Source organism: Actinoplanes sp. NPDC049802 (genome assembly GCF_040656595.1).
GTDB lineage: Bacteria > Actinomycetota > Actinomycetes > Mycobacteriales > Micromonosporaceae > Actinoplanes.
The window spans coordinates 1-6386 of sequence record NZ_JBFAMR010000150.1; the positions used below are offsets into that span (position 1 = coordinate 1).

6 protein-coding genes are annotated in these 6386 nt (G+C 67.8%); 4 read left to right on the forward strand and 2 right to left on the reverse strand.

Annotated elements, in window-relative coordinates; translation table 11 throughout:
* A partial coding sequence (gene dnaE / locus AB0I88_RS40740; RefSeq protein ID WP_361037578.1) for a DNA polymerase III subunit alpha occupies positions 1–1908 on the reverse strand: 1908 nt, incomplete at its 3' end.
* A gap of 250 nt (positions 1909–2158) precedes the next feature.
* Here dnaE and AB0I88_RS40745 point away from each other — a divergent pair.
* Entirely contained in the window at positions 2159–2359 is a 201-nt protein-coding gene (locus AB0I88_RS40745) for a rhodanese-like domain-containing protein (RefSeq protein WP_361037588.1), read from the forward strand.
* A 166-nt stretch (positions 2360–2525) separates the two neighbouring features.
* Here the strand turns inward: AB0I88_RS40745 and AB0I88_RS40750 are convergent, their stop codons facing one another.
* Positions 2526–3023, reverse strand: a complete 498-nt coding sequence (locus AB0I88_RS40750) for a MarR family transcriptional regulator (RefSeq protein ID WP_361037580.1) — start codon at positions 3021–3023, stop codon at positions 2526–2528.
* A 73-nt stretch (positions 3024–3096) separates the two neighbouring features.
* On the opposite strand from AB0I88_RS40750, the gene AB0I88_RS40755 reads away from it, so the two are divergent.
* The 3 genes from AB0I88_RS40755 to AB0I88_RS40765 form a co-directional block, all read left to right on the forward strand.
* On the forward strand, positions 3097–3999 hold the full coding sequence (locus AB0I88_RS40755) for an ABC transporter ATP-binding protein (protein ID WP_361037582.1): 903 nt from the start codon (positions 3097–3099) through the stop codon (positions 3997–3999).
* The gene (locus AB0I88_RS40760; RefSeq protein WP_361037584.1) at positions 3989–4780 is read left to right on the forward strand and encodes an ABC transporter permease subunit; all 792 of its coding nucleotides are present in this window, start codon (positions 3989–3991) and stop codon (positions 4778–4780) included. Before AB0I88_RS40755 ends, AB0I88_RS40760 begins: the two co-directional genes overlap by 11 nt.
* Positions 4781–5144: 364 nt before the next feature.
* Positions 5145–6386: DNRLRE domain-containing protein (locus tag AB0I88_RS40765; protein WP_361037586.1), on the forward strand; the 1242-nt coding region annotated here is incomplete at its 3' end.

The window sequence follows — 6386 nt, forward strand, 5'->3', positions numbered from 1 at the left end:
CGGCCCGCCGTCGAGCTGGAACACGCCGAGCGTGTCGCCGCGGGACAACAGCTCGTACGCCTTCGGATCGTCCAGTGGCAGCGCCAGCAGATCGACCTTCGTACCGTGATTGGCCTCGATGTTCTTCAACGCGTCGTCGATGATGGTCAGGTTCCGCAGGCCGAGGAAGTCCATCTTCAGCAGGCCGAGCGTCTCGCAGGTCGGGTAGTCGAACTGCGTGATGACCACACCGTCGGTAGCCCGGCGCATCAGCGGGACGTGGTCGATCAGCGGCTCCGCGCTCATGATCACGCCGGCCGCGTGCACACCGGTCTGCCGGATCAGGCCCTCCAGGCCCCGCGCCGTGTCGACGATCTTGCGGACATCGGGTTCGGCGTCGTAGAGAGCGCGGAACTCGGCCGCTTCGGCGTACCGGGGATGTCGGGGTTCGAAGATGCCGGACAGCGGGATGCCTTTGCCCATCACGTCCGGCGGCATGGCCTTGGTGATCCGGTCACCCATCGCGAACGGGTAGCCCAGCACCCGCGACGAGTCCTTGACGGCGGCCTTGGCCTTGATCGTGCCGAACGTGACGATCTGCGCCACCCGGTCGTCGCCCCACCGCTCGGTGACGTAGCGGATCACCTCGCCGCGCCGGCGCTCGTCGAAGTCGATGTCGATGTCCGGCATCGAGACGCGTTCCGGGTTGAGGAACCGTTCGAAGATCAGGCCGTGCGGGAGCGGGTCGAGGTCGGTGATGCCCATCGCGTACGCCACCAGCGATCCGGCGGCCGAGCCACGGCCCGGGCCGACCGCGATGCCGTTGTTCTTCGCCCACATGATGAAGTCCGCGACGACCAGGAAGTAGGCCGGGAAGCCCATCTGGACGATGACGCCCATCTCGTATTCGGCCTGGTCGCGATGGGCCTGCGGGATGCCGCCCGGGAAGCGGCGGGTCATGCCCTGCCACACCTGCTCGCGGAAGTACTCCTGCTCGGTGTGACCCTCGGGAATGGGGAACCGGGGCATCAGATTGCGGTGGGTGAACATGCCCGTCGGGTCGATGCGTTCGGCGATGCGCAGAGTGTTGTCGCAGCCGCGCTGCCAGATCTCCGAACTGTCCGCGCCGCGAATCTCCGCGGCCGGCCGGATGTAGTAGCCGGAGCCGCCGAACCGGAACCGGTTGGGATCGTTGACGTTGCTCGCGGTCTGCACGCACAGCAGCACGTCGTGCGCCTCGGCCTGCGACTCGTACGTGTAGTGCGAGTCGTTGGTGACCACCGGCTCCAGTTTCAGGCGCTTGCCGACCTCCACCAGCCCGTCGCGGACCCGCCGTTCGATCTCCAGACCGTGGTCCATCAGCTCCAGGTAGTAGTTCTCCGGCCCGAAGATGTCCCGGTACCTGGCCGCCGCGGTGAGCGCCTCGTCGAACTGGCCCAGCCGCAACCGGGTCTGCACCTCACCGGATGGGCAACCGGTCGTGCCGATCAGGCCGGACGAGTACCGGGCGAGCAGTTCGGCGTCCATCCGCGGCCACTTGATGTAGTAGCCCTCGAACGACGACAGCGAGGTGAGCTTGAACAGATTGTGCAGGCCCTGGTCGTCCGTCGCCCAGATCGTGGCGTGGGTGTAGGAGCCACCTCCGGAGACGTCGTCTTCCCTCTGATCCGGCCGTCCCCACCGGATCCGTTGCTTGTCCAGCCGGGACTCCGGCGCGACGTACGCCTCGATGCCCAGCACCGGCTTGATCCCGGCGGCGGTGGCCTGCTTGAAGAAGTCGTAGACGCCGTGCATGTTGCCGTGATCGGTGATCCCCACGGTGCCCATGCCCAGTCGCTGGGCCTCGGCCAACAGCTCCTTCAACCGGGCTGCCCCGTCCAGCATCGAGTACTCGGTGTGCACGTGCAGATGGACGTAATCACTGCGCACAACACTCCCCGACAGAAAGCCTCACCCCTTCGTCGTCACCACCGACTCCGTTGACGAACGCGGCGCCGCCGTGACGGATCCTGATTTGGATCGACGCACCCGGATCGGCGGACGGGCACACGACGTCCGACAGCGACTCGACGAGGCGACCTTCGATTCCGCCCACGAAGTCTGAAACCGTGCATGTTGACTCACTAGAGCCGGTCGGCCTTACCCCGGGCGGTATCCGGCATGCGAAGCCGCCGGGCACATCCCCGGTGCGCTCAACATCCCGGTCGACGAGCTGCGTGAGCGCCTGGAGGAGGTGCCCTCCGGTGATCTGATCGTCTACTGCCAGGTCGGGCTGCGTGGGCACGCCGCCACCGCGCTGCTGCCCGGTCTCGGCCGCCGCGTACGCAATCTCGACGGTGGCTACCGGACCTGGGCCGCCGGCATCGGCCAGGACAGCTGAACGATCCAGGACTTGATCTGTGAGGTCTCATCTTCGAGCCGGACACCTTGAAACCAGACAGCGGTCTGGGGGAAGGGTGCTCAGGTGCCCGAGCAGCGTGCCGGCCGTAGCGCCGTTGCGGCGCCGAACGCAATGAGCTGCTCCGGCGTACACAGATGACACCAGATCACATCTGCGAACCTCTGACCTCGCGTGCCGGCGAGCCGCTCTCGCCGGTGCGCCGTGCACTCCATCGGTCGATCAGGGCAGGCATCTCGCTGAGCATGTAAGCGTAGAAGTCGCGCATGTCCGCCAGGCGCCTCCCCGCAAGGGTGTCCTGTCCGGCGACCTCGATGCCGGTATCGGCGGCTTCGGTCATCAGGGTCAAGGCCATGTTCTGTTTCGACATCAGGGTGGCCCAGGCACCGTCACGGAAGCGGAAGTGCTCGCGCCGGCTGCCCGGTGCGGGCACGCGTTCGATCATGCCGAGTTCGGTGAGGTTCTTCAGCGCTCCGGACATGGCGCCGGAGCTCACGCCGAGCTGGGCGCCGATCTCGCCGGCGGTCATGGTGTCCTGCTGGGTGAACAGCAGCGCGGCCATCACTCGGGCGGTCATGCGCTGCAGGCCGTACTGGGTCAGCGTCAACGCGAAGTGCTCGGCGGCATCGATCAAGTCGTCGGTCACCCGAAGCACTCTACCCTCCTACTGAAGATCTCTAAGTCTTCACAGATCTCTGAAAACTCAGTACGGTGACGGTATGGATGATGACGTGATCGTGCTCGACAACCTCACCAAGACCTACGGCAGACGCCGCGGCCTGGACGGCCTCGATCTGCGCGTGCACGCGGGCGAGGTGCTCGGCTATCTCGGCCCCAACGGGGCCGGCAAGTCCACCACCATCCGGCTGCTGCTCGACCTGATCCGGCCCACCGCCGGCCGCGCCCGGGTCCTCGGCCTCGACCCACGTGCCGACGCGGTGGCCCTGCACCGGCGGGTCGGCTACCTACCCGGCGACTTCACCGTCGACGGCCGTCAAAGCGTCCGCGCCTGCCTGCGGTTCCTCGCCGGCCTACGCGGCGGCCTCCCCGCAGCGCGCATCGACGCGCTGGCCGAGCGGCTCGACCTGGACCAGACCGCCCGGGTCAAGAGCCTGTCCAAGGGCAACCGGCAGAAGGTCGGACTGGTACAGGCGTTCATGCACGAACCGGAACTGCTGATCCTCGACGAACCGACCTCCGGTCTCGACCCGCTCGTGCAGCAGACCTTCCTCGCCATGGTCACCGAAGCCGCGCACCGTGGCGCCACGGTGTTCATGTCCAGCCACGTCCTGGCCGAGGTCCAGGCCGTCGCCGACCGCGTCGCCATCATCCGCGACGGCCGACTGGTAGCCCTCGACACCGTCACCGCCCTGCGCTCAGCTGCCGTACGCACCGTCGAACTCACCTTCGCCGAACCGATCACCGCCGCCGAGTTCGCTGCCGTACCCGGCGTCGGCGACCTCACCGTCACCGGCACCGTGCTCACCTGCCGCCTCACCGGGCCACCGGACGCGCTGCTGCGCGCCGCGACCCGGCACACCGTCACCGGGATCCTCGCCACCGAACCCGCCCTGGACGACTTGTTCCACACCTACTACGCGGGAGCCGACCGTGCCGTCTGACGTGTTCACCAAGACCCTCACCGACGACCGCCGCGTCCTGATCGGCTGGGCCGTCGGTGCCACCCTCGCCGGCGTCATGTACGCCTCGTTCTACCCCCAGCTCGCCGACGGGCAGATGGCCGAAGCCGTCGCCAACTACCCGCAAGCCATGCGTGAGGCGTTCCGGCTCGAGGACCTCACCTCCGCCGCCGGCTACCTCGGCTCCTCGGTCTTCGGGCTGATCCTGCCGCTGATCGCCATGTTCTACGGCGCCGCCACCGGCGCCCGCGCCATCGCCGCCGACGAGGAGACCGGCCGCCTCGACCTGCTCCTCGCCCACCCGATCAGCCGCACCCGCTTCCTGCTTCACCGCTTCGCTGCCTTGGCCGCCGGCGCGCTCGCCATCGCCGCCACCATCTGGCTCGGGATGCTCGCCATCCGATCCAGCGCCCAGCTCACCGGCATCTCCGTGGCACAGTTCGCCGCTCAATGTCTCCAGCTGGCGTTGCTCGCCATCGCCTTCGGTGGCCTGTCCATCGGCATCGGCGCCGCCACCGGCCGCCGCGCCCTCGTCTTCACCGTCACCGCCGTCACCGGCGTGCTGGCCTACGCCCTGCACGCCTTCGCCGGCCAGCTCGGCATCAACGGCGCAAAATACCTGTCGCCTTTCCACTACTACATCGGCGGCGAACCACTACGCCATGGCATGCAGTGGGCCGACGCTGCCGTCCTGCTCGCCGCCGGGGTCCTGCTGGTCGCCGCCGGCGCCGTCTTGTTCAACCGCCGCGACCTCAACACTTGACCGATCCCGAGTCGAGGTGCCGGCGCTCGGCGTGCGGACTTCACCACGACGATGACCGCCAGGGCCACCGATCGGCATGGGCGGCGCCGCGATGGGCGTAGCCGGCGGGCTCGCCGCCGGTTACCCTCGCCAGCGAGATCCTCGGCGAGGTCTTCGAAGACGACGGAGAAGAAGCCGAAGACCAGAACACCATGGGGCGACGGTACGAAACCCCGCACCGTCGCGTCACGTGCGTCGCGCAGCCTGTCGGTGGTGATCGCAACCGGCGGGAACCTGTCCAAATCCCCGGCGCGCACCCGTAGCCCTCGAGTCTTCCCGTATGCCCGGCCGGTGAACGGCTGGATAGACCGGGGGAGATCTCGTCATGCGACGCGCCAAGCTGCCGCACGTCTTGACAGCTATGACCGCTGTGATCGCCGGCGCCACCGTCGTGCCGATCACCGCCGCGGCTGCCGATGCGGCGCTGTCGGTCAAGGCCGCTGACGACACCTACATCTCCAGCGCCCGCAAGGGCACCGCGTTCGGTGCGGACGACAAGCTCGCCGTCGGCAAACTGGGCGCCGACAGCAAGAGCATCTTCCTCAAGTTCACGGTTCCGGCCGGTACCGACGTGCGCAAGGCGGTGCTGTTCCTGCGCCCGCTGAGCACCCCGGCCGGCAAGCTGACGGTGTCACGGGTGGTGGACAACTCGTGGACCGAAGCCAAACTGACCGCCGGCGCCGCACCCGAGCTCGATCTCGCGGTCGCCGCAGTGACCCCGAAGGCCGCCGACACCAGGGTCGGATTCGACCTGAGCCACGAGGTGCCCGGACCGGGGACCTACTCGTTCGCACTGACCTCGTCGCTGACCAACAGCGTGCTGCGGTTCCAGTCCTCCGAGAACTCCGCCGGCGGTGGACCCGAACTGCTTCTCACCACATCCGCGAAGACGGCTACACCGGGACCGGCGGCCAAGCCGCCGGCCCCGGCGGTCTCGGGTGACTACAAGAACTGCGTGACCGGCGCCAAACTGGTGCCGTCCTGCGGGGTGCTGTGGGGCGGCGCCGCCGGCGGGTTCTCCAGCCTGCCGCGCGATCTGGAGCACCGGAACTGGGAGAAGCTGACCGGCCGTACCGCGACGATCTTCCACACCTATCACAAGGGTGACGCGGTCTTCCCGACCAAGGCCGAGATCGCCATGACCAGCGATGCGGCCAACCCGCGGGTGCTGCTGCTGAACTGGAAGATCGCGTATGGCTCGACCTGGGCCGCGGTTGCCGAGGGAGAGCAGGACAAACGTATCGACGCGTTCGCCGCGCGCGCGAAGGCGTACGGCAAGAAGTTCTTTCTGGTGTTGCACCACGAGCCGGAGAATGACGTGGTCGCCAAGGCCGGCTCCGGCTGGGAGGCCAAAGACTTCGCCGCCATGTACCGGCACACCATCGAGCGGCTGCGCGCTAAGGGTGTGACCAACGTGGTGAACGTGCTGGCTTACATGGGCAACGAGAAGTGGCTGGCCCAGTCGTGGTGGCCCGATCTCTACCCGGGCGACGACGTGGTGGACTGGATCGGTCTGGACTCCTACGTCTCGGTGGAGAAGGGCTACTACCACTACGGCGACTTCGCC

Excerpts from the sequence above, each read along its gene's own strand:
- AB0I88_RS40755 (WP_361037582.1), top strand. The coding sequence starts at position 3,097 with ATGGATGATGACGTGATCGTGCTCGACAACCTCACCAAGACCTACGGC.